Raw genomic sequence first — 25,555 nt, forward strand, 5'->3', positions numbered from 1 at the left:
GATGCCCCTTGCTAACCCCCCTGAATTTTCTGCAACAGCGGCTCGCACTGGCTCGGCTCGTCGCCTGCACTGGGCGCCACCAGCGCCAGCAAGCCGGCAGCTGGTGCCACCGCGACGCCGAGCGCAACCAAGCCGGCGCCACGCAATGCCAGCGGCGTGGCCTGCACGCCCGGCGCCGGTTCCTTGAAGGTGCCGCGCACGTAGAGCGGCGAACGCAGGGAGAAGATACGAAAACCCTTGGTCGACGGCGTGATGGTGAAATCCAGGCGCTCGCTGGCGAAGTTCGCGTTGCCGTCTACCTTGATCACCGCATTGTCGGTGTCGATGACGAACAGCCGCGTGCTCATCAGCCCCTGCTTGATGCCGAGATCGGCCGCCGCGCAGTGGATCTTCACATCCTCGTCGCCGAACAGCCTGCCCACCAGATAATTGCCGACGTTCAGGCCGGCGATCTCCATCAGCCCGCGACTCACCGCGCCATCGTTGATCAGCATCTTCAGTTCGCCATCGGCGCTGCCGAGCAACGCCGCCACCGAGTTGCCGCGACCACTGACGCGCGCATCACCATTGAGCGCGCCAAGGCTGGTCTGCATCGGCGCAAAGGTGGGAAACAGCTGCTTGAGCCTGAGTTCGCGGGCCCGCAAACGCATCTGCCCCTGTAGCGGCGTGGTCGCGCCATTGAGGCGGATCTGCGAGTCGAGCACGCCACCGGCCATGCCGAAACGCAGCGGTTCCAGACTCAGCATGCCGTCATTGAGCACCACATGGGTGTCCAGATCGGTGATCGGCAACTGCTCGCTGTGCACGATGCGCTTGCCGACGAAACGCACATCGGCGTCCATCGCGCGCCAGCGGTCGGTACGAAACTCGGAGACGGGCAGCGCCTTGTTCGCCGGCTGCACGTCCCGCTCACCACGCTCGCGCTTGTCCTCGCTGGAGTCGGCGCCGATCAGCGGCGCCAGATCGCTGAACAGCAGCTGGTTGGAGGTCAGCCGGCCGGACAGTTTCGGCCGCAGTTCGCGGGCCACGAACGTCAGGTCGCCATGGATATCGCTGTCGCCGATCCGGCCGTTGAAACCTAGGTAGCGAAAGATCGCCCCGTCGGCATCGTGCAGATCGGCCTGCAGACGGCCATCGGTGCTATAGGGCGGGGTATCCGGCAGCGTCACACCGGTCAGCGGATACAGATGACCGAGGCTGACGCCAGACAAGCGCAAACGCAGATCCAGGGCTCCCAGATTTTGCGGATCGGTCAGGCTGCCCGCCAACACGATGCGGGTCGAGCCAATGCGCAGGTCGGCCTGTAGCGGGAAGGGTTGCGCCGCATCATGCAGCGCCAGCAGGCCACCGACCTTGCCGTTACCGGTCAACGGCTGGCCGCGGAAGCTGCCCTTGGTCTGCCAGGCGAAGGCGTAATCCTGAGCGCTGGCATTGCTCTCGGCCAGGCGCTCGGCAGCACCCTTGCCGACGATATCGGCGAATGGGATCGGCTCGCCCAGCGGCTGGATAATCGCCTCCAGACGGGTGTTGCTGACCTTGTCATCCAGCCTCACCTGCCCCTTGTTGAACCCGATGGTGCCGATATCCAGTGTCCAGGGGCTGGGCTGATCGGTGTCGTCCGCCGGCTCCTTGCCCAGGTCGAACGTCCAGTTCGCCCGACCATCGCTCAGGCGCTGCAGATCGGCGACCGGCGCGCCGAGTTCGATACTGGGGATACTCACGGTCTTCCACAAAAGCGCTAGCGGAGACAGGCGAAAGCGCACGCTATCGAGACTGACGAAGGTATCGCCCTGCGCCCAATCGGGGTTGCCCAGGCGCAACTGCTCGGCGGCAAAATGCGGCCAGGGCATCCAGGCGCTCAAACCCTGCTGACTGGACTCGCGCTGCCAGACCACCCGCAGGTCGCCCTCGATGGCGAACGGCCGATTCAAGGCCGCAGAAACCTGCTCGTTGATCAGCGGCCGCGCCCGATTCCAGTCGAACAGCACCAGAAACAGCATCAGCGCTGCCACCAACAGCAGAAAAACAGCGAGCAACGCGCCCAACAGCTTGCGTACTTGGCGCACCCAGCGACCTCCTTACTTCACTGCCCGAGTGAAACCCATCCATATCCATACGACTGAAAAGATTAGCCAACGCTCCCTCACGCTGGCATCAAAGGAGAAAATAGCCGACTCTGAAAGCCCACTGGTGAGCCGAACGATGCGCCTGATCGACACCCACACCCACCTCGACTTCCCCGACTTCGACGCCGACCGCGACGAAGTGCTCGCGCGCAGCCGAGCGCTGGGCGTGCAGCGCATGGTGGTGCTTGGCGTCTACCAGGCCAACTGGCAACGGTTGTGGCAACTGGTCGAGAGAGATGAAAGTCTGTACGCCGCGTTCGGCCTGCACCCGGTCTATCTGGACGACCATCATCCGCAGCATCTCGATGAATTGCGCGACTGGCTGGGCAAGCTGGCCGGGCACCGCAAGCTGTGCGCCGTCGGTGAGTTCGGTCTGGATTATTACCTGGAGCATCTGGATCGGCAGCGGCAGCAGGCACTGTTCGAAGCGCAGCTTGAGCTGGCGGACGAGTTCGAGCTGCCAGCGCTGCTGCACGTACGCCGCGCCCATGCCGCGACCATCGCCACGCTCAAGCGCTTTCGCCTGGCGCGCGGCGGCATCATTCACGCGTTCGCTGGCAGCAATGAGGAAGCACGCGAGTACATCAAGCTGGGTTTTCGCCTCGGCCTGGGCGGCGCCGCCACCTGGCCGCAGGCCAATCGCCTGCGCAAGGTGGTGGCAGGGCTGCCGCTGGAGGCCATCGTGCTGGAAACCGACTCGCCGGACATGGCCCCGGCCATGTACCCGAACCAGCGCAACAGCCCGGAATACCTGACGGACATCTGCAGCGAGCTGGCAGCGCTGCGTGGCATTACCGCCGAGGAGCTAGCCGCGGCCAGTAGCCGTAACGCGGATGAGTTGTTCGGCTGGGGCTAGACCGCACAGATGGTCAGGCAAATCGCCCGACACGACCGTCCGCAGGAGCCCCGCCCCAGGGCGAATGTTTCCAGACCGTGTCGCCCAGATTCGCGGCGGGGCGCCGCTCCTACAGCGTCAGTGCGACGGCCGTGGGAATGCTGTGGGAGGGGCTTTAGCCGCGACGACTAAAAAAGCATCTCCGCTGAGGCGCCTCCCGCGGAGAAATTAGACCCGGAATGCCCCGATCAACTGCTTGAGACGCGAGACCAGTTCGCTCAGTTCACGGCTGGCCTGCTCTGTCTGGCTGGCACCAGCTGCCGTGCGCTCACCCGCGTGGTTGATCTCGACGATGTTCTGATCGATATCGTGCGCCACGGCCGTCTGCTGCTCAGCCGCCGCGGCGATCTGCTGGTTCTGATCGACGATCATGCCCACCGCGCCGAGGATGTTCTCCAGGGCCTGCTGCACCTTGGCCGACTGGCTGACCGTGCCATCCGCCATCTGGTGACTCGCGTTCATCGCCTTTACCGCAGCCCCCACACCGCCCTGCAGCTTGGCGATCATCGCTTCGATCTCTTCGGTGGACTGCTGCGTACGCTTGGCCAGGTTGCGCACCTCATCGGCCACCACGGCAAAACCGCGCCCCTGTTCACCGGCGCGCGCGGCCTCGATGGCGGCATTGAGCGCCAGCAGGTTGGTCTGCTCGGCGATGCCCTTGATGACATCGAGCACCTGACTGATCGCCGCACTGTCGCTGGCCAGCTGGTTGATCACCGCGACCGACTGATCGATTTCACCGGCAAGACGCTGGATTGCACCGACCTGCTGCTCGACCAGGGCGCGGCCACTGACCGTTTCCTGATTCACGCTCTGCGCACTACCCACCGCAGCGGCGGCGCTGCGCGCCACCTCCTGGGCAGTGGCAGACATCTGGTTCATCGCCGTGGCTACCTGCTCGATCTGCGCACGCTGGCCGGCCACCGCCTGGTTGCTCTCGCCTGAAACCAGCTCGACGCGATCCGCCTGGCCACCGACCTCGCCCACCGTGTGCCCGACGCGCTCGATCAGGTCATGGATGCGCTCCACGGTCTGGTTGAACACCTGCCCCAACTCGCCCAACTCGTCACGACTTTGCGCCTGGAAGTTGGCCGTCATATCGCCTGCGGCAACCCTGTCCATCACCCGGCCCAGGTTTTTCAGGGTCGAGCGGGTGGAAACGTAGAAACCGCTGTAGAGGTAGACGATCAGCAGGAACACCACCACCAGCGCCACCACCAGCAGCACCATCTGCGCCCGGTTTTCGGTGAGTCGCTCGCTCAACTGGCTGTCGAGAAAGGCCAGCAGACCGTCGTTGAACACATAGGTCTTGGCCATCTGCTGGCTGATCTGGTCGTAGAACTGCGTCCAGGGCGTATCCAGGCTGTCGGCGATGATCACCTGATCCTCGAACACCACGCCGCTGTCCTTCAGGCTCTGGCGGCTCGCCTCAGCCAGACTGCCCAGACCGTTCTGCGCCGCAACGTTTCCGGCCAGGGCCTCCTGCAAGTTCAGGCCGTACTCGGCCTGCAACTTCTCCAGCCGCAACAGCAGGTCGTCGAACTGGGTACTGGCTGCGGAATTGAGAAAGCCCTGCCCCAGGGAATAGGCGCCAATGGCGCGGCCCTGACTGAGCACATCGGTGATCTGCGGAGTGACGTTGGTGATCAGCTCGGTGATCTGCCGCACCTGGCGTTGCGGGTCCTGACTCAGCCCTGCCTGACTGGCCACCAGCTTGATGAAGACCTGGGAAGAACCCAGCAGTTTCTCGACGATCACCGTCTTGCTTTGCAGCGAAGTCTCGGCCTCTGCGCTTTTCAGTTCGGCCAGCAGTTCATCGCGTTTGGCGACGAACTCTGCCGCCTGCTCAGCATCGCTGGTCACCGGCTGAAGCCGTTGCAGCCCGGCACTGAGCGACTGTTCCAGCTGGTCGATACGCCCTTCCAGATCGCCCGCCTGACCGGACTGGCCGATCATCGCGTTGATCTGCACCAGGTCGTTGAGGCTCTCCAGATCGCGGCGCAGCTGCAAGCTACTGCCGAGTAGTTCGAGGCTCTCCAGGGCAGTCTGGGTGCCGACGAACTGACGATAGGAGTCGCGCACCAGATAGAAGTTGGTGACGAGCATGGGCAGGAAGAATAGAACGCTGATCAGGCTGAACTTCATGCCGAAGCTGAGGCGATTCATCAGCGCGATGGCCGGATACAACACGGTCTTCACTAGACGTCTCCAGTTGCCATTATTGTTATAGGTGTTGCTGGGGCGGCCGCTGAGCCTCTCACGGGCTGATGACAGCGTCCTGCGTCGCCCGACCTGTGGTGCACAGATCGATGCGGCGAATACAGGCAGATAAATGTGACGAAGATCACCAAACAGGGTCGCCCACCGCCTCCTTATACCCCTTATCGACACGGCTCTCTGTAACTTAAAGTTAAACGCACCCGGCAGTGCTTCAGCCTATGCGCCGCAGGAGGAACCTCGATTCAGGGCGGAGGTGAGGTTCCCCGTACGCCGTCATTCGCTACGGGGCGCGGCACCTAAAATTCGTCAGGGTCTGGCGATACACCTCGGTGCACGATGGCGGGTTTCACCCGCACTAGAGAGAGCGGCCAGGGCATGAAGGAAAGTGCTAGATGAACAGCACCCACACCGCGTAACCGGCGTACCAGACCACCGCTGCACGAATCAGCAGCTGCCACAGCTGATCGAGGGTATCGACGCCCTCCTCGCCCATCACCGGCGGCGGCATCTCACCCGCTGCACGCCCGGCCTTGATCACCAGCTGCGCAGCAGAAATGTCCCAGCTCAGCAGCTCATGCAGCAAGGCGCGGCTGACGGCGACGAAGTTGCCGACCAGCGCGAAACTGGAGGCCAGCACCCGCGCCGGCAGCCAATCGAAGGCGTGGCGCAGCTGTACGGCGCGCTCACGCAGGGCTGGCTGTTGCGCATGCTCAGCGCTCAAGGCCAACAGGCGATAAGCCAGCGCCGCCATCGGGCCGAGCAGCAGATACCAGAAGATAACGGCGAAAAAGCTCTGATAGGCCTGCCATAGGAGATGACCCTGAACCTGCTGCAGCAGCTCGGTACCCTCTTCCGGCTGCAGTGCCAGATCACGCTCGGCCACGTGGTAAGCCGCCTGACCGTCACCGCGCCGCCAGGCATCGCGAAACGGCCCCAACGCCGCGAGCAGATCACCACGCCCCAGGCTGTAGATCAGCACCAGTAAATGCACCGGCAACGCCAGCCAGCCGTACGCCAGCGGCTTGAGAATCAGCAACACCAGACCCAGCCCCAACACCGGCAACAGCACCAGAATGGCCAGGCACAGCCACGGGGCCTGCTGCAGCCCGCCTTGTTGCAGGCGCTGCAGTTGCGCCAACCACGGGCCATCCTGCTGGATGCGCAGGCGCCAGGCGGAAAATTTCTCGACCCACAGCACCAGCAGAATCACCAGAAAACTCATTGCTACCTCTCCTTCAATTCGGCGTGCAGACGCGACCAGTCGAACGCTGCCCCGGGGTCTGTCTTGCGCCCAGGCGCGATATCGTTGTGGCCACGGATACGCTGCGTCGACAGCGCGGGGTAAGCGTCCAGCAACTGCCGCGTCAGCTCGGCCAACCTGGCGTACTGAGCATCGGTATAGGGCAGATCATCTGTCCCTTCCAGCTCAACTCCTAGCGAAAAATCATTGCAGTTGTCGCGCCCCTCGAACCAGGAAACCCCGGCGTGCCAGGCACGATCCAGGCAGGAGACGAACTGCGTCAGCCCACCATCACGCTCGATGAAGAAATGCGCGGAAACCTGCAGGGATGCGATCTCAGCGAAGAAAGGATGCTCGTGCGTGGGCAAGCGGTTCTGAAAGAACGCCTGCACCTTGCCGGTACCGAACTGCCCAGGCGGCAGGCTGATGTTGTGCACCACCAGCAGGGAGATTTCGCCACCGGGGCGAGCATTGAAGTTGGGCGACGGGCAGTGAGGGATGCCCTGAAACCAGCCAGTTGAGGGGTCGAGCTGCATGTGGCACTCCTGAACGTGCCACCACTCTAGAGCAGCCAACCCGGACGGCCAAGAGCGAGACAGCAACAGGATGTGCAAAGGCGGGAAATATCGAGGGAAACTCAGAAAAACCCATTTATCGTCACTCCCGCGAAGGCGGGAGCCCAGGAGAACCGCAGGTTCTGGATTATTCCCCAGCCAGCGCAAGCGCTGTTCAGCGATAAAGCTGCTGTCGCAGGCATGACGTTTTTCACAACACCACGAGGATCACGCTCTGCAGGAGCCGCGCCTCGCGGCGAATAGGTATCGAGCACGCCGCACGATCAAAAAGCTTCGCCCCGGGGCGCGGCTCCTACAGACCAAGCCGTTACCAGGAGCGGAGCGCTCCCAGGCAAGGAATCAGCTGTGCTTCAGCTTGCGCAGATTGCCGATGACCGACTCCAGGGCGCGGTCGAACAGCAGCGCATCGTCAAGCAGGCGCACAGCGTTGCGGCGGAACTCCACCGCCAGCGCGTTGCGTGTCTTCTCCAGCACCTTCATGCCGGTGCGATTGACGAACACGTACTTGCCAGTGGGCTTGATGATGGCCGCCAGCTTGCAGCGCAGCTTGTGCTCCTCATCTTCCTGAATCTCCACCCAGCTCCCCACACGCAGGCTGTCTACCTGCAGCAGCGCCTCGTCGTCGTCCGGGAGCACCACGTCCGGCTCCTGCGGACGGGTCTGGCCCGGCGCGAGCAGAATGATCTCTTCGACCACCTCGATCATCGCCGGGGCGTCCTCGACCTCTTCGGCCGCCGGCAGCTCCAGCAACGGCAGCTCGACGCCGGCTTCGCTCAGCTCGGTGTGCGCGGCATCCTCGGCAACGGCCGTCTCGGCTTCCGGGGCAGCGCGCTTGAAGCGCTGGAAGGCCTGCACATGCAGCACTTCCAATTGGCTGAAGAATTCGCTGGTAGAGAACGGATCAAACGCTGCGCTGGCCATGCCTTCGCGCAGCGCCTTGAGCAAGCCGGGCACCAACTCCAGCAAACGCAGACGCGCTTCAGGATCTTCATGCGGGGCGACGCTCCAGACCAGGTCATCCATGGTCTGCAGCGCAGCCTGCCATTCATCCGACGCCACGCCATGCTTGAGGCAGGTGAGCATCAGCACCTTGCTCCAGGCTTCCTGCAGCAGCCGCACCACCACTTCCGGCAGCGTCTTGCCCAGTAAACGCTCATTCAACGCTTGCTCGACCTGGCGGCGAGCCAGCTCAGCCTTGGCGCTGCCTTCCTCGGCGTCGCGGGTACGCTGCTCGAGCAGTTCGCTGCGACGACGCTCATCGCCCGTGAACGCCATGAACTCGGCCAGCAGCTCGGAGAAGATCGCCGGGTCATCGACGAAATCATTCAGCAGGCGCTGAACCACCTGTTCGATCTTCTGATAGAGGCTGTCACGCTGCGCATCGTCCTGGTCGACCCAACCCAGCGCGGCTGAGGCGATTTCGTTGAGCAAACGGCGAGCCGGATGGCTGCCACGGCTGAAGAAGGTCTTGTCCAGTACCGCGACCTTGAGCATCGGGATCTGCAGACGGCCAATCAGTGCCTTGAGCGAATCTGGCAGGGTGCGGTCATCGAGAATGAACTCGAACAGCATCGACACCAGATTGATCACGTCTTCATCGACTTCGCCAACCACCCGCGCCTTGCCACTCTTGGCACTGGCACGCTCGAGCAATCGTTCGAGCTGGTCGCGAAGGTCGAAATCCTCGACGTTGACCTGCGTCGGGGCACGCTGCTGCATGTGAGACAGCAGACGCATCAGGTCATTGCTGGTGATCGGCAGTGCATCGGTCGCCTGAGCCCGGCGCGGCATCGCCGTACCGCGTACTTGTGAGAGCAGATCCTGCAGTGCGCCGAAGACTTCCTGCACGCCCTGATCGGCGCCTTCGAGCAAGGGAATGCCTTCCTCACCGGACGACTGGACATAAGTGGAAGCTGCCGGGCGCTGCTGACGACGCGGCGGCGCGGACTTCAGCTCAGGCAAGACACCGGCACTGACCAGCACCTGATTGGCCTCGGCGTAAAGCATGTCGCAGCTGCCGAGCACGTACTTTTCGAACAGCTTGAGGATGATCAGCTTGACCTTGATCTCCACACCCAGGCTGCTACAGGCGTCGAGGAAATATTCACTGAGCAGGGTCGGACCGAGCGGGTTGCTCTTGTCGTCCAGCTTTTTGCTGATCACCGCATTGAGGCGCGTGGTGAGATGGCCCAACGCAACAGCGTCTCGGCTCATCACCTTGGCCACCATGGCGTCCAGCGCCACGGTTTCTTCCAGCTCGTCGTTCTGCACCAGGCTCAGGCTGTCGAACGAGACCGCATCCAACGCTGGCTGAGGCTTGCCGATTTCATACTGGTTGAGATTGGCGAAGGACTCGAACACCTTCTGCAGAAAGCCGCGCTCGATGTTCTTGCGCTTCAGGCGCAGGTCGCGCATGGCCTCGAAGAAGGCATTCTGCTCGGCATTGCTGGTCGCCCGATCCGCCATCTCGAAGAGGGTATCGTCGGCATTGTCGAACAGGCTCTGCAGGTTCTGCTTGAGCTGTTGCGCGGCTTTGTCACGCACCTGAATCAGCGCCACGGGCAGTCTTCCTACCGGCGAAGTTGGCGATTGCTCTGCGGTGGCCTTGTTCAGGTGCACCACGTTCGCGTCGGTCTTCATTCTAGTCTCCCGCAGACTGCTCGAACCCGAGCTTCCTGGTCTGCACAGCGTCAACCGAGCGTCGTCCGTAACGTCAAAGGCCTGGCGTCAATAATGGAAAAAGTAAAGGCATTATAGGGAGGCTACGCGCCATACCAAGCCAATTTTTCACGCAGACATGATGCAGGTCACAGATAGCACACAGCCATTTCCAGACGGTCGTTTACGCACGACCGACGTGGCGCAACTACAGCGTATAGCTACCTAGCCCGGCGCGCTGCACCGGCGGTCGGCCCAGGCTCACAAGGTAAGAGTCGCACTGCGCGGCAAAGTGCATGGTTTCTTTCGCACACAGGCCATAGACGCAACCCTTATCGGCCATTGCCCTCCCCCTGCCTGCCTCTATAATCGCCGCTTGCCTATTCCGGAGCTGATCATGCCCAACCTGACCCTCGCCGACCTCAGCAGCGAAATCGAAGCCAACGTCCGCCGCGCCCTGGCCGAAGACATTGGCAGCGGCGACATCACGGCCCAGCTGATTCCGGCCGAGCGCCTGGCCAGCGCCCGCGTGATTACCCGTGAAGAGGCAGTGATTTGCGGCACCGCCTGGGTCGATGCGGTATTTCGCCAGCTCGACCCGCGCGTCGCGGTGCATTGGCAGGTACAGGATGGCGACAAAGTCAGCGCCGACCAGACCCTGTTCCGCCTCGAAGGCCCGGCACGCGCCCTGCTCAGCGGCGAGCGCAGCGCCCTGAACTTCCTGCAGACCCTGTCTGCCGTCGCCACCCGCTGCCGCCACTATGCAGACCTGGTAGAAGGCACTCAGGTAAAGCTACTGGACACCCGCAAGACCCTACCGGGCCTGCGCCTGGCGCAGAAGTACGCCGTGACCTGCGGCGGCTGCCACAACCACCGCATCGGTTTGTACGACGCTTTCCTTATAAAGGAAAACCACATCGCCGCCTGCGGCGGTATCGCCCAGGCCATCAACACCGCCCACCAGATCGCCCCGGGCAAGCCGGTGGAAGTGGAAGTGGAAAGCCTGGAAGAACTGCGCGAAGCGCTGGAAGCGGGAGCCGATATCGTCATGCTCGACGAGCTGTCACTGGACGACATGCGCGAAGCCGTAAGACTCACCGCCGGCCGCGCCAAGCTCGAAGCATCGGGCGGGATCAACGACAGCACTTTGCGCGTGATCGCCGAGACGGGGGTGGACTACATCTCGCTAGGAACGTTGACCAAGGATGTGAAGGCGGTGGACTTGTCGATGCGGTTGGCGTTGTAAATGCAACTAGCCACAGGTACTCAAGAATAGACAACGCGAAGTCCACTGAAACGGTGGTCTACCCTCTGAGACGCTCAAACTACTGACAACCCCAGGGCATGTAGGTGCCCTTCCAGCCACTAGCGGCCGAGCTATCCACCTGACATGTCCACGCACCTCCAGGGGCACGAACCATAGAAATACGCACCCCTGCCACTCCTGGGCTCACACTGCCGCCCATTGTCACTTCGATAACTCCCGAACCATCAAGCAGAAAACTGGCGATATTACCGGCTGCCACTGTAGTGATATTCGATTGGGTATAGCCCAACTGTGCATTAGTTATGAGAATTTGCCCACGCGCCAGTAACTCTTCCGCCGGAGCGCGGTAGGCAGCTACCTCGGCATGCGCCCTACGCACCTGAGTGGTAGCGACATATTCCTGGTATTGCGGAATAGCGATAGCTGCAAGAATGCTGATGATCGCAACCACGATCATCAGCTCTATAAGCGTGAAGCCTCTACTGTAATTCACGTTCGTTCCTCCGTTTTCACTTATTAAGCAAACCCCAGGCCAAGTCCCTCGATTAACCAAGCGTTGCCAAACAAGAACTCCGAGACAAGGCAGAACGAAAGACTTCAGCTAATCCCACCCGCAAATTTTAAAAGCCAGCCCAATCGGACCAACTGAAAAGCTAGCCGTACAAACCGAAGATGAAGGCGGTGTTTGCGCAGATTAATACGCACTGCCCAACATACTGCCCACTATCCTATGATTCGATGACGAGGCAGATAGTGTTGGTATGGATCAAGGTGCAGCTCACGTAGATACCAGGCACACCAAGCGGGTCATTTCACGCACAGCAACTACCCCAATAGCTGCTTGATCGCCAGCTCTGCACGAGACACCGCTGCGACTCGCGCATGACGAAATGAAGGTAGGAAAAGCCGTCACCAGGCAATTGCGGAACGGTAGCAATTCATGATCAACGTTGACACCACCGCTCACGACGCCAAGCCGCAAGCATACCTGGACGACCAACGATCTGAGCGGCTCTGGGTACGAGACATAACGCCCTGATTAACATGGGCTAGACCTTAAAGGGTGCTGGCTTGCCCTTGCGTCAGAACGCTTTCAACCAACCTGCAATACCCGACCTACGGAGAAATTGGCCCACATAACGTGGGCCTGGAATATCTCGGCAGGCTGGCCTCAGTTCGACATCAGCCCATCAGGTTCCTGATCGTTATGGACATCCAGCCAAGCCAGAAGCAAAGAGCGAATGAACCCATAGTAACCTGAAGCAGGCACCTGAGCTCCATGTACACTTTCCAACTGCTTGGCCTCGTCATACCGTTCAAGTTTTATCAACGCAAGCTGCCAAAGGCCAAATACAACCTTATCGAACTCATCGCTATAAATTTTTGGACGGCTATCGACTGACTCAAACCATTCGGCAGCCAGCTCTACAAACCTGGCGTCATCCCGCAACGCTGCTGACCGCACAATATTTAAAAGGTCGGTATATGCAGCTGGCAAGTTGTTGCAGGACTGCCAGGAAGGATCAATCAAAACACCTTCCAGCTCCTCGGGCCCCATATATGCCAATGTAGCCTCCACCAAGACCCGAAAGTGCTTGACCGCCAGCTCTTCGCGCACGGGGGTCCAAGGCTGCGCGCACTCGGCCACACCCTTGATTTCCCACATGCTCTCCACAGTCTGGCGATAGGCAATATCCGCCCCATCCCCCATAAGTGCTGCCCTGGCTGCACGGGCCTGCCCCGTAAAGTCCGCACGCCGATAATGCCCTACGAAACCGATATCGGCGCTAGCGCCCAACACTCCGCTGACTCCCAGAGACTCCAACAGCGGCAGGCTAGCCACGGGAATTCCCATGAGCTGATCTGCGGACTGTTTTTTGAAGCGAGTACGCGGTGCATTCAGGCTCAAAACCGGGTAGTAATCACTGTTCACCGGCCCTGCATACAAACGAGCCAACGCCCGGATCATCTGAGCATCCGCCACCTTGCGGAAACGAAGCTGATCAGGGTGACTCATTCCCACGGCCTGCAGGTCCCCCTTCAGCTCCCCGCTAAAAAGCTTCTGAAAGTCAGGCTGCTCGGAAAGCGGCTTATTACTCGCGACGATCAAGAGATCGGCACTGTTCGACAAATAGGCGTGATAATCCTGGAAAGCAGGGGCCAGGGCATTCAACACGGAACCTACTAACTTCTCATCGATTTCATACAATTGCAGCCACTGCACGAACACGCCGTCGTCCGAAAGGAACTGCGGCACGAACTCGTAGAACTCCCTGGAGAACAGCGCCCCAACTCCGCTAATCCAGGGGTTGGATGGCTCAGAAACGATCAGATCATAACGATGCTGCTGGCCAGCAAAGTAGCTTTTGGCATCATCGATAATGATATTGGAACGCGGATCGGAATAGGCGCGCGCCACCCGATGACCAAATATTTGCGCACCTGCCACCATCTGCGCCTCGATCTCAATGGTATCAACACGCTGAACGCGCCGGTCGGCAAGCAGTGTGTGAGTGGTCAGACCGGAGCCAAAGCCAATCACGCCTGCACTTTTCAGATCCGACACATAAGCCATGGGGATCGCCGCGGCGAGCACCATGGTCGGCTCGTCCGAAGTGGCATCGCCCTCCCCCATACGGATAGCAGCATCCACCTTGCCGTTAGTCGCAATGGCTGCCACACCAATACTATTGTGATTCGTGGCAGCAACGCTGGCTGTCTTGCCGTCTTGATAGAAGGCTATTTCCGTATCTTTTGCCAGGCTGGCCTGACCTGAGCGATAGACCCCGGAACTCAGGCGCAGCGGATCAAAAGGCACTTGTGAAACGATAAGAGAAACTGCCAGAGCGACGCAGCCGGCGGCACCAGCGAACACGGCAAAATCACGGCTATCGAAGGTTCTGAGGCGCAGCAGAGCCAAGCCAATCACCATATCCACCATGGCTGAAAACACCAGCGCCATCTTCAAGCCAAGCACGGGAATCAACAGATGGATGGCGGCGAACACGCCCAAAATCGCCCCAAGAGTATTCCAGGCATAGACACGCCCAATGGAAGCTTCGCCCTGACCATCACGCAACAGCACCACAGTAAACAACGGCAGTGTTGTGCCGGCAAAGAACGCCGCTGGCATCATGATCAGTACAGCGATCAGCCCCGTACCCAGATTGAAAAATGCATAGCCACCGTCGCTATGGGTAAGCGCCGCCATCAGGAAGCCAACCCAGCCAAAGGAGTTAGCATAGAAAATCAGCGACACCAGCGCCGCAAGGCCCATTGCAATCTGCAGCCAACCGACCAGGCGCAGAGGGTCACGAGCACTGTCTGCACGTTTTCTGACCCACAACCCGCCAAAGGCAATACCTGCGATAAAGGCCGCCAGCATAAGCTCGAATGCATGCAGGGTGCTGCCCACCGCCAGGCTCAGCATACGAATCCAGATGATCTCGTAAGCGAATGACGCAGCCCCAGACAGGAAGGTTCCCAACAGCACAATTCGGAGCAAGCGCCCATTGACGCCAGATGCCCCCGAACCAGCAATAGCAGTTTTCGGCTCGGCGACAGTCGGTGCCGACTGATCGGCACCAGCAAGGGTCCAAGCCAGAGCCGCCACCAGCAGGTTCAGCCCCCCCGCCAAAAGCATCGCCCCCTGCAGCCCCATTGCCGGCAGAATAAGGAAGGCCGCGAACAGCACGCCGATAGCCGCACCGATGCTATTGGTGAAGTAAAGGCTGCCCAATATATGCCCATCCGCCCCCGGAAAACGACGAATGATGCCACCGCTCATCAGCGGGAAGGTCATACCCAGCAAGAGCGTCTGCGGCAAAATCAACAACCCCGCCAACAGCCACTTGTACAGATTCACCCAACTTGCATTGCCCAGCGCAGGAATGATGAACTCATAACTCAGCCCGAGCATGCCTACAAAAACCCAGTGAAACAGCATGGCCAGTAGACCAATCACCGCCTCGATGACGGCATAACGCCTGATCAGATTGCCCCAGCGCGAACCTGCACGCGCCACCAGGGCTGCCCCGGCCGCCATCCCCCCCATGAAGATGGCCAGCACCAGGGCCTGTGCATAGGCCGCATGCCCCAGAAACAATCCGAGATAATGCGACCAGATGGATTGGTAGATCAGCCCGGCGAAGCCGGACAAAATGAATACCGCCAACAGGCTGTATAACCGTGAAGATGATACCTTGCTCACCCAGCGCCCCTTCCAAAACACAGGGTTAAGCCCCGGCCACCTTCAATACAAACCTGGCCACCAGCAGAACCCTAAGAAACAAATATTCCAGCAACAACTGGACATGAAAAAGCCCCGACACGCCGGGGCTTTTCCTAGCCCTGACCTGGAATAGTCCAGATCAGGATAAACAATTACAGGGTGCAACCATTCGGACGGAAGTTCTCCTCGACGTCAGTGGAGCAAGTCCAGGAGCCGTCTTCAGTACGAGTCCAGGTCAGGACTTTGCCGGTCAGCACTGCAGCAGCGTTGTTACCGAACTCAGCCTTGATAGTGCTTTTAGTATCCAGCTTGCCAGGCACAGTAGGAGTACCGGTACCTTTAGCCGGAGTACCAGTCACCATGGCGTTACCATTGAGCATCAGGTTGGAGCCGGTAGCGCCCGGATCACACTGGCCAGCCGCCTTACCGACGGTAAGACGACCATCATTGATGCAGGCCTCAAGGGCAGTACGCAGCTGACCCGACTCGGACATCACACGGGAAACCTGCGACTTGGCGGTGTAGGTCTGGTACTGCGGAATCGCAACAGCGGCCAGGATGCCGATAATCGCAATTACGATCATCAGTTCGATCAGGGTGAAACCCTTTTGCATTTGAGCTTTCATTCGTTAACTCTCCTAGAAATGAACAGGTCCAACGACCTGAGCATGACAAAGCAGAACGCGTGCCAACCTTCAAAGCCGGCCAAATGGCGCCGGTGATAATGCTCCCCCCGCACACACCACACCCACTTGAGCACTAACTGACCCTTTTTGTCACCCCGCAAAACGTGGTTTGGCAGGCGCCAGCATCTAGGCTATAAGGCAGGCATTGTGTGTGGAGCCCCCGATGAACGAAAGCGTATCCCTCTCCGGCCTGGCCAAGCAGATGGTGTTGGCCGAGCTGCTGGACGAAAAAGCCGCTCAGCAGGCGCAACTTCAGGCGCAGCGCAACAAGCTGTCGCTGGTGACTTACCTGGTGCAGAACAAGCTGGTGAAGAGCCGCGCCCTGGCCGAACTGGCCGCCGAGCAATTCGGTGTGGCGTTCTTTGACCTCAATAGCATCGACAAGGAAGGTCAACCCAAGGATCTGGTCAGCGAGAAACTGGTACGCCAGCATCGCGTGCTGCCACTATGGCGTCGCGGTAACAAGCTGTTCGTCGGTCTATCCGACCCTTCCAACCACCAGGCCGTCACCGACGTACAGTTCAGCACTGGCCTGACCACAGAAGCAATTTTGGTCGAGGACGACAAACTCGGCGATGCCATCGACAAGTTCTTCGACTCAGCCAACAGCGGCATGGAAGATCTGGCCGATGTCGACCTCGATGGGCTGGATGTCGAGGCGGTGGACGATGACAAGCCCACTGGTGACGGCGGCGCCGATGCTGACGATGCGCCAGTAGTGCGCTTCGTCAACAAGATGCTGCTGGATGCCATCAAGGGCGGCTCATCGGACCTGCACTTCGAACCTTACGAAAAGAACTATCGCGTCCGCTTTCGTACCGACGGCATTCTGCATGAGGCGGCGCGCCCCCCCCATTCAGCTCGCCCCAAGAATTTCCGCCCGCCTCAAGGTCATGGCCGCACTGGATATCTCCGAGCGGCGCAAGCCCCAGGACGGCCGGATCAAGATGAAAATTTCCAAGACCAAGGCCATCGATTTCCGCGTCAACACCCTACCCACACTCTGGGGCGAGAAGATCGTGATGCGGATTCTCGACCCTACCAGCGCGCAAATGGGCATTGATGCTCTGGGTTACGAGGAGGAACAGAAAGAGCTTTATATGTCCGCCCTCAAGCAACCACAAGGCATGATCCTGGTCACTGGCCCCACTGGCTCGGGCAAAACCGTATCGCTCTATACCGGCCTGAACATCCTCAATACGCCTGATGTGAATATCTCCACCGCGGAAGACCCGGTGGAGATCAACCTGGAGGGCATCAACCAGGTCAACGTCAACCCCAAACAGGGCATGGACTTCACCCAAGCGCTGCGTGCCTTCCTGCGTCAGGACCCGGACATCATCATGGTCGGTGAGATCCGCGATCTGGACACGGCATCCATTGCCGTCAAGGCCGCGCAGACCGGGCACATGGTGATGTCGACGCTGCACACCAATAGCGCTGCGGAAACTCTGACCCGCCTGCGCAATATGGGCGTGCCATCGTTCAACATCGCCACCTCGGTCAACCTGATCATCGCCCAGCGCCTGGCGCGCAAGCTGTGCAGCAGCTGCAAGAAGGAAGTCAACGTACCGCGCGAAACCCTGCTGGCCGAAGGCTTCCCCGAGGACAAGATCGGCACCTTCAAGATTTATGGCCCGGTGGGCTGTGAAAACTGCAAGGGCGGTTACAAAGGACGTGTCGGTATTTATGAAGTGGTTAAAAACACGCCCAACCTACAGCGGATTATCATGGAAGAAGGCAACTCAATCGATATTGCCACGCAGATGCGTAAAGACGGCTTTAATGACCTACGCACCTCCGCTTTGCTCAAGGCCATGCAAGGGGTTACCAGCCTTGAGGAAGTCAACCGCGTGACCAAGGACTAACCATGGCCGAAAAAGCTTTAAAAACCAGCGCATTCAAATGGGAAGGCAAAGACAGACGCGGCGCGGTCGTCTCCGGCGTGATCAATGGGCAAAACCCCGCACTGGTCAAGGCACAACTGCGCAAGCAGGGCATCAACCCGACCAAAGTACGCAAGGAGTCTTCTCTATCCTTTGGCAAGGGCAAAAAGATCAAGCCCATGGATATCGCCCTGTTCACTAGACAGATGGCGACCATGATGAAAGCTGGGGTGCCGCTACTACAGTCTTTCGACATCATCTCCGAAGGCTTCGACAACCCCAACATGCGCAAGCTGGTCGACGAAATTAAACAAGAAGTGGCAGCGGGCAACAGCTTTGCCACCTCGTTGCGCAAAAAGCCAGAATACTTCGATGAGCTGTACTGCAACCTGGTTGAATCCGGCGAACAGGCCGGTGCCCTGGAAAACTTGCTGGACCGAATTGCTACCTATAAGGAAAAGACCGAAGCGCTAAAGGCCAAGATCAAGAAAGCGATGAATTACCCCATCGCGGTAATCGTGGTGGCAGTTATCGTTTCTGCAATTTTGCTGATCAAGGTAGTTCCGCAATTCGAATCTGTTTTTTCCAGTTTTGGAGCCGAACTACCAGCCTTTACACAAATGGTTATCGGCATTTCACAAGCGCTTCAGTCATGGTGGTTTGTTGTACTGGTCGTTCTGCTGGCGGTCAGTTTCTCCTTCAAGGAAGGCCTTAAGCGTTCGCAAAAGTTCAGGGATGCGGTTGACCGCGGAGTTCTGAAGCTACCGATAGTAGGGGACATTTTGTATAAGTCCGCCGTAGCTCGTTTTGCCCGCACCCTGTCAACCACTTTCGCAGCCGGCGTGCCCTTGGTAGACGCCTTGGACTCGGTATCCGGCGCCACCGGCAACGTGGTGTTCAAGAACGCAACTAATAAGATCAAGGCAGATGTATCCACTGGCATGCAACTGAATTTTTCAATGCGCACCACGGGCACCTTCCCGTCGATGGCAATACAAATGACTGCCATTGGTGAAGAGTCCGGCTCATTGGATGAGATGCTGGATAAAGTCGCCAGCTTTTACGAAGAGGAGGTCGACAACATGGTCGACGGCCTCACCAGCCTGATGGAACCCATCATCATGTCGGTACTGGGCGTACTGGTCGGCGGCCTGATCATCGCCATGTACCTGCCTATCTTCCAGCTGGGCGCCGTGGTCTAGATGCTCGTGATCGTTTTTCTGGCCAGCCATGTGCTGGCCTTTGTTTTGTGTGCTCTGCTGCTGGGCCTTTTGGTCGGCAGCTTCCTCAATGTAGTGATCTATCGCCTACCCGTGATGCTGCAACGTGATTGGCAAAGCCAGGCACGGGAAGTATTGGCGCTGCCTCCTGCACCAGCAGCAGAAACCTTCAACCTGATCCTGCCCAACTCCTGCTGCCCGCAATGCGGCCATGAGATTCGCCCCTGGGAGAACATCCCGGTCATCAGCTATCTGTTCCTGCGCGGCAAGTGTTCGAACTGCAAGACCCCGATCAGCAAGCGTTACCCCATAGTCGAACTGGCCTGCGGGCTGCTTTCCGCTTACGTCGCCTGGCATTTCGGTTTTACCTGGCAAGCCGGGGCGATGCTGGTGCTGGCCTGGGGGCTGCTGGCGATGAGTTTGATCGATGCCGATCACCAGATCCTGCCGGATGTACTGGTGCTGCCGCTGCTATGGCTGGGCTTGATCGTCAATTACTTCGGACTGTTCACCAGCCTGGAAGATGCTCTGTGGGGGGCGATTGCCGGTTATCTGAGCCTGTGGTCGGTGTACTGGCTGTTCAAGCTGATCACCGGCAAAGAGGGCATGGGTTACGGTGACTTCAAGCTACTAGCCATGCTCGGCGCCTGGGGTGGCTGGCAGATCCTGCCGCTGACCATTCTGCTGTCGTCGCTGGTCGGGGCGGTGCTGGGGGTAATTATGCTGCGCCTGCGTGGCAGCGATTCCGGCACACCTATTCCCTTCGGCCCCTATCTGGCGATTGCCGGGTGGATCGCCCTGCTGTGGGGTGATGTGATTACCGGCAGTTATCTGAAGTTCGCTGGGTTTTGAAGCAACCCAGCGAACCCCTTCACTCTCGCGAAGGCGGAAGCCCAGGAGTTGTCGTGACTCGTCAATCTGGGTCCCCGCCTTCGCGGGGATGACGACTCGCGACGCACGCCAGTTCGCATCACATCGAAATCCCCCCTACAATCGCGGCCTTGAGCAGTAACGAGACCGCATTGGCGTTATGAAACCCTGGATACTCGGCCTGACTGGCGGCATTGGCAGCGGCAAGAGCGCGGTAGCGCAAGGCTTTATCGAGCGCGGTGTGCACGTGGTGGACGCCGATCATGCGGCGCGCTGGGTAGTCGAACCGGGACGTCCCGCGCTGGCCAAGATCGTCGAGCACTTCGGTGCAGGCGTACTCCAAGCCAATGGTGAGCTGGACCGCGCCGCACTGCGCAAGCTGATATTTGCCGCCCCCGAGCAGCGCCGTTGGCTGGAAAGTCTGCTGCATCCGCTGATCGGCCAGGAGATCGTTCAGGTGCTGGCGCGCGCAGAATCGCCCTATGCAATTCTGGTGTCGCCACTACTGGTCGAGTCCGGCCAGCGGCAGATGACCCAACGCATATTGGTCGTCGACACGCCTACCGAGTTGCAGGTCCAACGCACCATCGAGCGCGACCAGAGTTCGGAGGAACAGGTTCGCGCCATCATGCAGGCTCAGGCCAGCCGCGAAGAGCGTCTGCGTCATGCCCACGACGTGCTGGTTAATGACCGCGACAGGGCCTGGCTGGACGCGGAGGTCGAGCGCCTGCACAACTTCTATCTGACCCTGCGTGGAGGCCAGCCATGATCACTACCGTCCAATGTCCCACCTGTAGTGCACCCGTCGAGTGGAAAGCCGAGAATATCTACCGCCCTTTCTGCTGCGAGCGCTGCAAGCTGATCGATCTAGGCGCCTGGGCCGCCGAAGAGCATGCGATTCCCGGCAATGACCTGGAAGACGAGATGTTCAGCGGCGAGCTGCCGACGCGACCGCATTGATCTACCCCCTGTAGAGCCCCGTCCCAAGGCTAAGCTTTGGGATTAAGCCCCACGCCATTCGCTGCGGGGCGCGACTTCTGCATAAGCACAATCGCGGGAACCTCAGGGACGCATGAAAGCGTAATCGCGATCATCGTCGAGGTTGTCGGCGAGAAACTGCAGTTCGCTGGCCAACTCCTGAGCGTCGCGCAGCGCCTTGTTCTGCTGCACGATTTCCGCCAGCAGCGCACGCAATACCATCAGGCGCTCGAAACCCTGTGCTTCGGCGTCGCGCAAATCATCGTGCAGAGCGCTTCTGGCCCAGCTGTGAATACTCATGCTCAAGTCCCTCGGAAGCGTTTTTCACAGCATGGCGGCGGACCCACTCTGATCCTTGATCAGGATCAATTCTGTCAGCACCATTCAATAGGTCGATAGAACGCCATTCACTCGCTGTGATCACCCTCCTTCCAGGGCGCCTGCAGGTAACGACTGCGGTTGAAGGTTTCCAGCCAATCGGGATAGAACACCACCAGCGCGGTGACGATGGTGCCGTTGATAAATGCTTCGGGGAACGCCACCAGCCACAGATAGCCGGCAAAGTCGTCCAGCCAGGGCGGCATGGGGAACAGCCCGTCCATCCACAACAGGGCAAGACCGCCGAGCAGCGTCATCAATGTCGCCAACGCTGCTGGAAAGAAGCCGCAGAAGAAGATGTAGACGAACAGGTTACGCGGCTGCGCACGCTCTACACGGATTGCGCAAAGCTCGGTAACCAACACCGGAATCAGCACCAGCAGCACGCCATTGATGCCGAGCGAGGCCAGATCGATGCGGCCGATAGCCAGCAAGCCAAGCTGCGCTGCCAGGCCTGCCAGTACGGCAAGTGGCCAGTCGAGCAGCAAGGTCACGGCGGTCATGCCGATGAAGTGATAGGAAAGTCCGGAGTCGAAATCACGGCGCACCAGCCAAAGCAGAAACAGCGCGAGCATGGTGCCGAACAGCAGATGCTGGCGGCGCAGGTCACTGAACAGCTCGACCCAGGGCGCCCGCGCCACTGCCCAGAGCAGCGCCAGCCCGTAGACCAACCAGCCACCCAACAAGGTAGCGAACGTCAGCAGGTTGGAAGCGATCATGCGTACACACCCTCTCATTCATCGCCGTGCAAGGCAGTCTACACCGGCACTCGCAGCGAGTCTGACAGCAGAGCAAAACAGTAGTGGGAAATTCCATTCATGCCTCATGGCAGCCGCCGGATCCCCGCCCCCGACTAGAAACACTTCGAGGACAGGCTCTGCGCGAGAATGACGGCCGCCTTCGGCGTTCGAGTCTCGATCAGCGCTGGCATGCAGGCCAGCGCTACGGCTAAGCTTCGGCCATGGACGATTCCGATTACCTGCGCCTGCTGACGCATCAGGCCGAACAGGCCAACGCATTTCTCTCCAACGCGAAGAAGTGGGAGCGCGAGCGCTGGGTCTGTCAGCGCCTGCTGCAGGCGTTGAACGTGCGCCATCACAGCGATGATTTCACGCCCAGCGGCCAGGAGCCGCCGGACGTGCTGTTTCGCGACGCCAACTTCGAAGTGTTTTTCGTACTCGATGAAGGCCGGCGCCTAAATGACGAATGGCGCGCCGAACTGGAGCGGCGACGCAGCGCCTTTTCCCTGAGCCAGCTGGTACGCCGCGAAGCGCGCCCCAAACGCATCCCGGCCAGCGAAATGCAGGCACGCCTGGCGCCGACCCTACGCAAGAAGGCGCACAACTACCGCGAGCGCGGGATCGATCCAGGTGAGCTCGATCTGGTCGCCTTCGTCAGCCTAAAGCGCGCCGTACTCGACTGCAACAGCCACTTCCCGCCCCCCACTGAATACCTGCGCCAAGGCTGGCGTTCGCTGTCGCTGGTTGGTCCGCGCTTCGCCCGTGTGCTGTTCGCTCACCCTGACGCGCCGGATTTTCTGCGGCAGAACCTCGGACGCAGCCTGCTGTTCGACATCGGTATCGGCCTGTGAGCCCCTTGCAGGAATTGCTCGCCGAGGTGCCGCAGGTCGGCCAGGTGCGCTGGATAGGCGTGCGTCCCAAGGCGCGTGAGGCGATGCTCGAAGTCGAAGCCGTGGAAGCGCGGCGTGAAGCCGGCCTGACCGGCGATCACAGTCGCCCCGGGCCACGCAATGCGCGGCAGGTCACGCTGATTCAGTGGGAACACCTGGCTGTCGTTGCCGCCTTGCTCGGCCGCGATGCTCCCATGCCGCCCAGCGAGCTGCGCCGCAACATCGCGGTCGCCGGCATCAATCTGTTCAGCCTCAAAGGCCGGCGTTTTCGCATTGGTCAGGCGCTGCTGGAAACCACCGGCTGGTGCCAACCCTGCGCCCGTCTGGAAGAACGCCTTGGTCGCGGCACCTTCCAGGCCATGCGTGGCCATGGCGGTATTACCGCTCGCGTGATCGAGGGCGGCATCATCCGCCTGGAGGACGCCGTAAGAGTGGAAACCCTTGACGCATTATCTGACCCGCAGGACAACGACGCTCGCCAAGGCTGGCGGGCACGCCTAGAATAGCCGCATTCAAGCAGAGGCCCGCCCATGACCAGTCGCCTGAGCCCCGAAGACCAGCAGAAAGTCGACCAGTACCTGAGCGCACCGCAGCATCAGGTCGAACGTCAGCCGTTTCGCGTTTGGCGCCTGCTGGCGGTGGTCATGGTCGTGACCATTGGCCTGGGTCTGCTGAGCCGCTTTCTGAGTCGACTGGTGCTATGAGCAGCCTTGCGCTCGCCCTCTCGCACTCACACCGTCTTTTTCAAAGCCTTGTGAGCAATATCCATGTCCCATCGCATCGTGATTGTCGGCGGCGGCGCCGGCGGTTTGGAGTTGGCCACCCGCCTGGGTAGAAAACTGGGCAAGAGTGGCGCTGCCCGAATCATTCTGGTCGACGCCAACCTCACCCACATCTGGAAACCCCTGCTGCACGAAGTGGCCGCCGGCTCGCTGAACTCCTCGGAAGACGAACTGAACTACGTGGCCCAGGCCAAGTGGAACCATTTCGAGTTCCAGCTCGGGCGCATGTCCGGCCTCGACCGTGCCGGCAAGAGCATCACCCTGGCACCGATGCTGGACGACGATGGCCAGGTGCTCATGCCTGAGCGTCGCATCGCCTACGACAGCCTGGTGATCGCAGTCGGCAGCACCACCAATGACTTCGGCACCCCCGGTGCCGCCGAGCACTGCATTTTCCTCGACACCCGCGCGCAGGCTGAGCGCTTCCACCGCCGCATGCTCAGCCACTACCTGCGCGCGCACGCCAACGAAAGCGAAGACGGTTCGAAGATCGACATTGCCATCGTCGGCGCCGGTGCCACGGGGGTCGAGCTGGCAGCAGAACTGCACCACGCTGCCAAGCAACTGGCCGCCTATGGCCTGAACCGCATTCGCCCCGAAGACATGCGCATCACTCTGATCGAAGCGGGCCCACGCGTGCTGCCAGCGCTGCCAGAGCGCATCGCACGCCCGGTGCATCAAACCCTGGAGAAGCTCGGCGTTACCGTGCTGACCGGCGCGGCCGTCAGCGAAGTGACTGCCGATGGCCTGAAAACCGCCGACGGCAACTTCATCCCGGCCAGTCTGAAAGTCTGGGCGGCCGGCATCCGCGCCCCCGGTTTCCTCAAGGATCTTGACGGCCTGGAGAGCAACCGTATCAATCAGCTGCAGGTTCGTCCGACCCTGCAAACGACGCTCGATGACGACGTGTTCGCCTTCGGCGACTGCGCAGCCTGCCCACAACCTGGCACTGAAGGCCGCAACGTGCCGCCACGCGCCCAGGCAGCGCATCAGCAGGCATCGCTGCTGGCCAAGTCGCTACGTTTGAAGATCAGCGCCCAGCCGCTGCCGGAATACCGCTATCGCGATTACGGCTCACTGATCTCGCTGTCGAGCTTCTCCGCGGTCGGCAATCTGATGGGCAACCTGACCGGCAGCGTCATGCTCGAAGGCTGGCTGGCGCGGGTGTTCTACGTGTCGCTGTACCGCATGCACCAGATGGCCCTCTACGGCGTGCCACGCACCCTGCTGCTGATGCTCAGCGACCGCATCGGACGCAGCACCGAGCCGCGCCTGAAGCTGCATTGAAGCAGTGGCAGACTACAAGACTGTAGGGTGGGCCGGGCGGCGATCCGCTTCAGCCCACGTCGATCACCGCTGGTGGGCTAAAGCCCACCCTACGAGCTGAAGCGCCCGCATGGAAAATGTTGGAATTCCCCTTTGCAAGACAGCCGATCGCCCGTGGTGCGCATGACGCACCTGTGCGAACCGGCCAGCGCGACCGGGACAATGCGAGCCGGCCAAGCACCGCGTGAGACGCAGAAACGAAAAAGCCCGCACTAGGCGGGCTTGTTCGTTGTAGTGGTGGGTCGTGTAGGATTCGAACCTACGACCAATTGGTTAAAAGCCAACTGCTCTACCAACTGAGCTAACGACCCAAAAATGGTCGGGGTAGGGGGATTCGAACTCCCGACATCTTGCTCCCAAAGCAAGCGCGCTACCGGACTGCGCTATACCCCGATAGGAAGTTGGCTCCGCGACCTGGACTCGAACCAGGGACCCAATGATTAACAGTCATTTGCTCTACCGACTGAGCTATCGCGGAACTTCGGTCTTCCAGCTCTGCTGCGCTTCGGCTTTCGCTTTACCGCTTCAGAGGCGCGCCATTTTACGTAGCAAAATTTCCCTGTCAACCCCTGCAAACTGCTTTTACG

General features: G+C 60.2%; 20 protein-coding genes, 3 tRNA genes and 1 pseudogene. 11 read left to right on the forward strand and 13 right to left on the reverse strand.

Translation table 11 applies throughout. The features are described from left to right. Positions 1 to 11: 11 nt before the first annotated feature. Positions 12 to 2,066, reverse strand: a complete 2,055-nt coding sequence (locus BLR77_RS06215; RefSeq protein WP_074675986.1) for an AsmA family protein — start codon at positions 2,064 to 2,066, stop codon at positions 12 to 14. A 136-nt stretch (positions 2,067 to 2,202) separates the two neighbouring features. Between BLR77_RS06215 and BLR77_RS06220 the strand changes: the two genes are divergently transcribed. After that, positions 2,203 to 2,982: a TatD family hydrolase gene (locus tag BLR77_RS06220; protein WP_074675988.1), complete on the forward strand. Its 780-nt coding sequence runs from the start codon at positions 2,203 to 2,205 to the stop codon at positions 2,980 to 2,982. A gap of 207 nt (positions 2,983 to 3,189) precedes the next feature. Here BLR77_RS06220 and BLR77_RS06225 read toward each other — a convergent pair whose 3' ends face one another. The 4 genes from BLR77_RS06225 to BLR77_RS06240 form a co-directional block, all read right to left on the reverse strand. Then, positions 3,190 to 5,220 (reverse strand): methyl-accepting chemotaxis protein, encoded by a 2,031-nt coding sequence (locus BLR77_RS06225; protein ID WP_074675990.1) that lies wholly within the window; start codon positions 5,218 to 5,220, stop codon positions 3,190 to 3,192. A gap of 409 nt (positions 5,221 to 5,629) precedes the next feature. Further along, the gene (gene ampE / locus BLR77_RS06230) at positions 5,630 to 6,463 is read right to left on the reverse strand and encodes a regulatory signaling modulator protein AmpE (RefSeq protein ID WP_074675991.1); all 834 of its coding nucleotides are present in this window, start codon (positions 6,461 to 6,463) and stop codon (positions 5,630 to 5,632) included. A 2-nt stretch (positions 6,464 to 6,465) separates the two neighbouring features. Then, positions 6,466 to 7,017, reverse strand: a complete 552-nt coding sequence (gene ampD, locus BLR77_RS06235; RefSeq protein ID WP_074675993.1) for a 1,6-anhydro-N-acetylmuramyl-L-alanine amidase AmpD — start codon at positions 7,015 to 7,017, stop codon at positions 6,466 to 6,468. A 378-nt stretch (positions 7,018 to 7,395) separates the two neighbouring features. Then, the gene (locus tag BLR77_RS06240; protein WP_074675995.1) at positions 7,396 to 9,696 is read right to left on the reverse strand and encodes a DUF1631 domain-containing protein; all 2,301 of its coding nucleotides are present in this window, start codon (positions 9,694 to 9,696) and stop codon (positions 7,396 to 7,398) included. Positions 9,697 to 10,111: 415 nt separating this feature from the next. On the opposite strand from BLR77_RS06240, the gene nadC reads away from it, so the two are divergent. Then, positions 10,112 to 10,960, forward strand: a complete 849-nt coding sequence (nadC, locus tag BLR77_RS06245) for a carboxylating nicotinate-nucleotide diphosphorylase (RefSeq protein WP_074675997.1) — start codon at positions 10,112 to 10,114, stop codon at positions 10,958 to 10,960. A 79-nt stretch (positions 10,961 to 11,039) separates the two neighbouring features. On the opposite strand, the gene BLR77_RS06250 is transcribed toward nadC, so the two are convergent. The 3 genes from BLR77_RS06250 to BLR77_RS06260 all read right to left on the reverse strand — a co-directional run bounded on the left by BLR77_RS06250 (position 11,040) and on the right by BLR77_RS06260 (position 15,838). Further along, positions 11,040 to 11,474: a pilin gene (locus tag BLR77_RS06250; RefSeq protein ID WP_139202891.1), complete on the reverse strand. Its 435-nt coding sequence runs from the start codon at positions 11,472 to 11,474 to the stop codon at positions 11,040 to 11,042. A 678-nt stretch (positions 11,475 to 12,152) separates the two neighbouring features. Then, the gene (locus BLR77_RS06255; RefSeq protein WP_074675999.1) at positions 12,153 to 15,191 is read right to left on the reverse strand and encodes a fused MFS/spermidine synthase; all 3,039 of its coding nucleotides are present in this window, start codon (positions 15,189 to 15,191) and stop codon (positions 12,153 to 12,155) included. Positions 15,192 to 15,364: 173 nt separating this feature from the next. Continuing rightward, positions 15,365 to 15,838 carry a pilin gene (locus BLR77_RS06260; protein ID WP_074676000.1) on the reverse strand — a complete coding sequence of 158 codons (474 nt, stop codon included), beginning with the start codon at positions 15,836 to 15,838 and terminating at the stop codon, positions 15,365 to 15,367. Between the two features lie 223 nt (positions 15,839 to 16,061). Here BLR77_RS06260 and pilB point away from each other — a divergent pair. From pilB to yacG, 5 genes and pseudogenes are all read left to right on the forward strand, one after another. Next, positions 16,062 to 17,766 (forward strand): annotated as a pseudogene (gene pilB / locus BLR77_RS06265) (type IV-A pilus assembly ATPase PilB). A gap of 2 nt (positions 17,767 to 17,768) precedes the next feature. Further along, complete coding sequence (locus BLR77_RS06270) at positions 17,769 to 18,986, forward strand: type II secretion system F family protein (RefSeq protein ID WP_074676002.1); 1,218 nt, start codon at positions 17,769 to 17,771, stop codon at positions 18,984 to 18,986. Further along, positions 18,987 to 19,856: a prepilin peptidase gene (locus BLR77_RS06275; protein WP_139202893.1), complete on the forward strand. Its 870-nt coding sequence runs from the start codon at positions 18,987 to 18,989 to the stop codon at positions 19,854 to 19,856. A 178-nt stretch (positions 19,857 to 20,034) separates the two neighbouring features. Next, positions 20,035 to 20,643, forward strand: coding sequence for a dephospho-CoA kinase (gene coaE, locus BLR77_RS06280; protein WP_074676004.1), 609 nt, complete (start codon positions 20,035 to 20,037; stop codon positions 20,641 to 20,643). Then, the gene (gene yacG / locus BLR77_RS06285) at positions 20,640 to 20,834 is read left to right on the forward strand and encodes a DNA gyrase inhibitor YacG (protein WP_074676006.1); all 195 of its coding nucleotides are present in this window, start codon (positions 20,640 to 20,642) and stop codon (positions 20,832 to 20,834) included. Before coaE ends, yacG begins: the two co-directional genes overlap by 4 nt. A 102-nt stretch (positions 20,835 to 20,936) precedes the next feature. Here the strand turns inward: yacG and BLR77_RS06290 are convergent, their stop codons facing one another. Then, positions 20,937 to 21,152, reverse strand: coding sequence for a hypothetical protein (locus BLR77_RS06290; RefSeq protein WP_074676008.1), 216 nt, complete (start codon positions 21,150 to 21,152; stop codon positions 20,937 to 20,939). Positions 21,153 to 21,259: 107 nt separating this feature from the next. Next, positions 21,260 to 21,949, reverse strand: coding sequence for an energy-coupling factor ABC transporter permease (locus BLR77_RS06295; protein ID WP_074676010.1), 690 nt, complete (start codon positions 21,947 to 21,949; stop codon positions 21,260 to 21,262). Between the two features lie 242 nt (positions 21,950 to 22,191). Between BLR77_RS06295 and BLR77_RS06300 the strand changes: the two genes are divergently transcribed. From BLR77_RS06300 to BLR77_RS06315, 4 genes are all read left to right on the forward strand, one after another. Further along, positions 22,192 to 22,821 (forward strand): DUF1780 domain-containing protein, encoded by a 630-nt coding sequence (locus BLR77_RS06300; protein ID WP_074676011.1) that lies wholly within the window; start codon positions 22,192 to 22,194, stop codon positions 22,819 to 22,821. Further along, a complete protein-coding gene (locus BLR77_RS06305; protein ID WP_074676012.1) occupies positions 22,818 to 23,366 on the forward strand; it encodes an MOSC domain-containing protein in 549 nt (182 codons plus the stop codon). The genes BLR77_RS06300 and BLR77_RS06305 overlap by 4 nt, the downstream gene beginning before the upstream one ends. Before the next feature lie 24 nt (positions 23,367 to 23,390). Next, positions 23,391 to 23,564, forward strand: coding sequence for a DUF3094 domain-containing protein (locus BLR77_RS06310; RefSeq protein WP_074676014.1), 174 nt, complete (start codon positions 23,391 to 23,393; stop codon positions 23,562 to 23,564). 63 nt (positions 23,565 to 23,627) lie between these two features. Next, on the forward strand, positions 23,628 to 24,929 hold the full coding sequence (locus BLR77_RS06315) for an NAD(P)/FAD-dependent oxidoreductase (protein WP_074676016.1): 1,302 nt from the start codon (positions 23,628 to 23,630) through the stop codon (positions 24,927 to 24,929). A 274-nt stretch (positions 24,930 to 25,203) separates the two neighbouring features. On the opposite strand, the gene BLR77_RS06320 is transcribed toward BLR77_RS06315, so the two are convergent. The 3 genes from BLR77_RS06320 to BLR77_RS06330 all read right to left on the reverse strand — a co-directional run bounded on the left by BLR77_RS06320 (position 25,204) and on the right by BLR77_RS06330 (position 25,446). After that, positions 25,204 to 25,279: transfer RNA gene (locus BLR77_RS06320), tRNA-Lys, on the reverse strand. Positions 25,280 to 25,284: 5 nt separating this feature from the next. After that, a tRNA-Pro gene (locus BLR77_RS06325) sits at positions 25,285 to 25,361 on the reverse strand. A gap of 9 nt (positions 25,362 to 25,370) precedes the next feature. Continuing rightward, a tRNA-Asn gene (locus BLR77_RS06330) sits at positions 25,371 to 25,446 on the reverse strand. Positions 25,447 to 25,555 lie beyond the last annotated feature (109 nt).

The organism is Ectopseudomonas alcaliphila (assembly GCF_900101755.1).
Classification (GTDB): domain Bacteria; phylum Pseudomonadota; class Gammaproteobacteria; order Pseudomonadales; family Pseudomonadaceae; genus Aquipseudomonas; species Aquipseudomonas alcaliphila.

Coding starts and splice junctions, on each gene's coding strand:
- BLR77_RS06220 (WP_074675988.1), top strand. CDS start 2,203: ATGCGCCTGATCGACACCCACACCCACCTCGACTTCCCCGACTTCGAC.
- ampE (WP_074675991.1), bottom strand. CDS start 6,463: ATGAGTTTTCTGGTGATTCTGCTGGTGCTGTGGGTCGAGAAATTTTCC.
- ampD (WP_074675993.1), bottom strand. CDS start 7,017: ATGCAGCTCGACCCCTCAACTGGCTGGTTTCAGGGCATCCCTCACTGC.
- BLR77_RS06240 (WP_074675995.1), bottom strand. CDS start 9,696: ATGAAGACCGACGCGAACGTGGTGCACCTGAACAAGGCCACCGCAGAG.
- nadC (WP_074675997.1), top strand. CDS start 10,112: ATGCCCAACCTGACCCTCGCCGACCTCAGCAGCGAAATCGAAGCCAAC.
- BLR77_RS06260 (WP_074676000.1), bottom strand. CDS start 15,838: ATGAAAGCTCAAATGCAAAAGGGTTTCACCCTGATCGAACTGATGATC.
- BLR77_RS06270 (WP_074676002.1), top strand. CDS start 17,769: ATGGCCGAAAAAGCTTTAAAAACCAGCGCATTCAAATGGGAAGGCAAA.
- BLR77_RS06275 (WP_139202893.1), top strand. CDS start 18,987: ATGCTCGTGATCGTTTTTCTGGCCAGCCATGTGCTGGCCTTTGTTTTG.
- coaE (WP_074676004.1), top strand. CDS start 20,035: ATGAAACCCTGGATACTCGGCCTGACTGGCGGCATTGGCAGCGGCAAG.
- yacG (WP_074676006.1), top strand. CDS start 20,640: ATGATCACTACCGTCCAATGTCCCACCTGTAGTGCACCCGTCGAGTGG.
- BLR77_RS06290 (WP_074676008.1), bottom strand. CDS start 21,152: ATGAGTATTCACAGCTGGGCCAGAAGCGCTCTGCACGATGATTTGCGC.
- BLR77_RS06295 (WP_074676010.1), bottom strand. CDS start 21,949: ATGATCGCTTCCAACCTGCTGACGTTCGCTACCTTGTTGGGTGGCTGG.
- BLR77_RS06300 (WP_074676011.1), top strand. CDS start 22,192: ATGGACGATTCCGATTACCTGCGCCTGCTGACGCATCAGGCCGAACAG.
- BLR77_RS06310 (WP_074676014.1), top strand. CDS start 23,391: ATGACCAGTCGCCTGAGCCCCGAAGACCAGCAGAAAGTCGACCAGTAC.
- BLR77_RS06315 (WP_074676016.1), top strand. CDS start 23,628: ATGTCCCATCGCATCGTGATTGTCGGCGGCGGCGCCGGCGGTTTGGAG.